Below are 3,490 nucleotides of genomic sequence, written 5' to 3' on the forward strand. Positions count from 1 at the left end.
TTTAATAAAATTGTTATGCTGACCGCATCGGCATCAGTGCAAAAAATATTACATTATAGAGAAAAAAACTGCTTGACAAACACGGCTGAATCTAATAAAATAATCGTGTTGCACCGATGTGCATAAACTACATAGCTTCTTTTGGAAAGCACAATGGAGAGATGTCCGAGTGGTTGAAGGAGCACGCCTGGAAAGCGTGTGTACGGGAAACTGTACCGCGGGTTCGAATCCCGCTCTCTCCGCCATTTTTTTATCCAAAATCATCGATTGTAAGATTGAGCGGTGGGAGATGGGTCTCGCGCAAAGGGGACCCGTGAACCTCGTCAGGTCCGGAAGGAAGCAGCGATAAGCGGTCATCTTCTTGTGCCGCGAGGGTGCCTGTTTCTCACCGTTCAATGTTACAATCGACAGCAAGGCAGCCCAAGCGGCTGTCTTTTTTTATCCTTATATAAAGGAAAACGAATCATATCTATAGAAGTTAAACAGAATGAAAGGAGCGATAACTCATGGCATATGTTGCACTGTATCGCAAATGGCGCCCGCAAAACTTCGACAGCGTCATCGGACAACCGCATATCGTACGCACCCTCACAAACGCGATCGAAAAAAACAAAGTCGCACACGCATACCTCTTCTCCGGCCCGCGCGGTACAGGCAAGACCAGCACAGCCAAGATACTCGCCCGCGCGCTCAACTGCCATCACGGCCCCACCACAGACCCCTGCGGTACATGCGACGCCTGCCGCAAGATCACCGAAGGCTCCTCCATGGACGTCCTCGAGATCGACGCAGCCTCCAACCGCGGCATCGACGAAATACGCTCGCTCCGCGACACCGTCGGATTTCTCCCCGTAGACGGCAGATACAAAGTATACATCATCGACGAAGTGCATATGCTCACCACCGAAGCCTTCAACGCGCTCCTCAAAACGCTCGAAGAACCGCCCGAGCATATCATCTTCATCCTTGCCACCACCGAACCTCACAAAATACCCGCCACCATCCACTCGCGCTGCCAGCGATACGACTTCCGCAGAATATCCGCATCAGACATCGAAATGCGCCTTTCTGACATCGTAGAGCGCATGAAACTCAGCGTAGAACAAGACGCCCTCAAACTCATCGCAACCGCCGCAGAAGGCGGAATGCGCGACGCCCTCAGCCTGCTCGACCAATGCCTCACCGTCGGCGACGGCACCATCACCGCAGACGACGTCCTCGGCCTTCTCGGAATGGTCGGCCACACATGGACGAGCCGCCTCGCTCAAACCATCGCCCAAAAAGACGGCAGACAGACACTCCTTGCCTTCAGCGAACTCATCGCAAACGGCAAAGACCCAAGACAAACACTCATCGAACTCGCCGAACACATGAGAAACCTCCTCCTCGCACAAGTCGCACCCGACGCCGTAGACACCGCCTGCGACCGTGAGACCCTCATAAAAGAAGCACGCATGATCGAAGCAGACGACCTTACGCGCATGATAAAAAGACTATACGAAGGAGCCCAAGAAAGCAAATACACCTCCGATGCACGCATCAGCGCAGAAGTCACACTCCTCGACCTCTGCGCACGCCAATACAGCGGAACCGAGATCGACCGCCTCATCGCACGCATCGCCGACCTCGAAGACAAAATCGAAAGCGGCAGCTTCACCGTCAGCGCACCGACCGCAAGCACCATAACAGTCCCAAGCGCACCTAGCGCACCTATGCCGGCCGTCGCGCCCGCACAGCCAAGCGCACAAATACCACCTTCGCAAAACACACCTGCGCATAGGGCAGAGCTTACAGAACAGTCGAGTACACCCCCGCAAGAAGCGCAGCCTGCCGTACAGCCGACCGCACAGCAGCGACCTGCCGTGCGCACCACAACCTACCGCGCACCCATGCCCCCAAGCCGTGCGCCCGAAGTACCTGCGCCCCCGACCAAACGCTCCGACCCGCCCACACCCAACGCAGACCACGCGAGCATCATGAAAAAAGCACTCGAGATCTTGGGTGCCGAAGGCAAAAAAGCCGTCGTCGCCTGCGTCAAAACAGCGCAGATACAAACCATCACCGACACAGCCGTCGTCCTTACTGCTGAACGCGAATTCGTCAAAAACTACGTCGAAGGCACCTACCGAACCATCCTCGAAAACACCTTCGCACGCATCCTCGGCCGCCAAATCCGCATCTCTTGCACCTGCGGCGCAGCCAAGCCCCAAGAAAAAGACAACCCCTACGCCAAATATCCGCGCGCCGTCCAAGAAGGCATCAAAATGTTCGGCGACAACATCACCGTCATAAAAAACTGACAAAACCCTCGCCAGAACAGCGTAATTCTGGTATGATAAATAAGAACCGCAAAAACAACGACATACACATAAATTAGGAGGAATCACAAATGTACGGAAACATGGGAAACATGCAAGCCATGATGAAAAAAGTTCAAAAAATGCAAGCTGAAATGGTCAAAATGCAAAACGAGATCAAAAAACGCACCATCGAAGTAAGCGCAGGCGGCGGCGCCGTCAAAATCGTCATCAACGGCGAAAAACAGATCCAATCCATCAACTTCAACCGCGACATGATCGACGCAGAAGACCTCGAAATGCTCGAAGACCTCGTAGCAGCAGCCGTCAACGAAGCCATCCACAAAGTAGACGACATGACCGCAAAAGAAATGGCTAAGATCACAGGCGGTATGGGACTTCCCCCGGGACTCTTCTAAGACATGGCAAAAATAGCACCACTCGCGCGCCTCATCGAACAACTCCGAGCACTCCCCGGAATCGGGACAAAATCGGCACAACGGCTCGCGTATCACATACTCGACATGGACGACGCGCAAATAAAAGCACTCACACGCGCCATGCTCGACGCCAAAACACAGATACACTACTGCTCCGAATGCTACAACCTCACCGACACAGACCCCTGTCGCATCTGCGCATCAGGCGCGCGCGACCAAGCACTCCTCTGCGTCGTAGAACAACCCAGAGATGCCGAAGCCATGGAACGCACACGCGACTTCAAAGGACGCTACCACGTCCTCCACGGCGCACTCAGCCCACTCGAAGGCATCGGACCTGCAGACATCAAAATAAAAGAACTCCTAGAAAGACTCAAAACCACAGAAGTACGCGAGATCATCATGGCAACCGACCCCGACGTCGAAGGCGAAGCCACCGCCATGTATCTCGCCAAACTCCTAAAACCACTCGGCATCAAGATCACCCGCATCGCCCACGGCCTCCCCGTAGGCAGCGACCTCGAATACGCCGACGAGATCACACTCGCCAAAGCACTCGAAAACAGACGAGAAATGTAACCAAGAAAAGCTGCCGCGGCAGCTTTTTTTATCATACAAGCGCACATTCTCTCATATACATAGCAAAAACAACAGGAGGACAACATGAACATCGACCTTTCCCTCATCGGAACCTACGCCATAGGCATCATCACACTCATCATCGTCGCCAAACTCATCCTAGCCCCCTTCAAA

At 53.8% G+C, this 3,490-nt stretch carries 3 protein-coding genes, 1 tRNA gene and 1 other RNA gene; all 5 read left to right on the forward strand.

The genetic code is table 11. The features are described 5' to 3' along the window. Window positions 1–155 precede the first annotated feature (155 nt). The 5 genes from IJN28_01965 (at window position 156) to recR (ending at window position 3,316) form a co-directional block, all read left to right on the forward strand. Window positions 156–245: transfer RNA gene (locus IJN28_01965), tRNA-Ser, on the forward strand. A 42-nt stretch (window positions 246–287) separates the two neighbouring features. Continuing rightward, window positions 288–387: signal recognition particle sRNA small type (ffs, locus tag IJN28_01970), an RNA gene on the forward strand. A gap of 119 nt (window positions 388–506) precedes the next feature. Continuing rightward, window positions 507–2,300 carry a DNA polymerase III subunit gamma/tau gene (dnaX, locus tag IJN28_01975; GenBank protein ID MBQ6712541.1) on the forward strand — a complete coding sequence of 598 codons (1,794 nt, stop codon included), beginning with the start codon at window positions 507–509 and terminating at the stop codon, window positions 2,298–2,300. Between the two features lie 89 nt (window positions 2,301–2,389). After that, entirely contained in the window at window positions 2,390–2,716 is a 327-nt protein-coding gene (locus IJN28_01980) for a YbaB/EbfC family nucleoid-associated protein (protein MBQ6712542.1), read from the forward strand. A 3-nt stretch (window positions 2,717–2,719) separates the two neighbouring features. Then, window positions 2,720–3,316, forward strand: coding sequence for a recombination protein RecR (gene recR / locus IJN28_01985; protein ID MBQ6712543.1), 597 nt, complete (start codon window positions 2,720–2,722; stop codon window positions 3,314–3,316). The last annotated feature ends 174 nt before the right edge of the window (window positions 3,317–3,490 follow it).

The organism is Selenomonadales bacterium (genome assembly GCA_017442105.1).
In the GTDB taxonomy this organism is placed as follows: domain Bacteria; phylum Bacillota; class Negativicutes; order RGIG982; family RGIG982; genus RGIG982.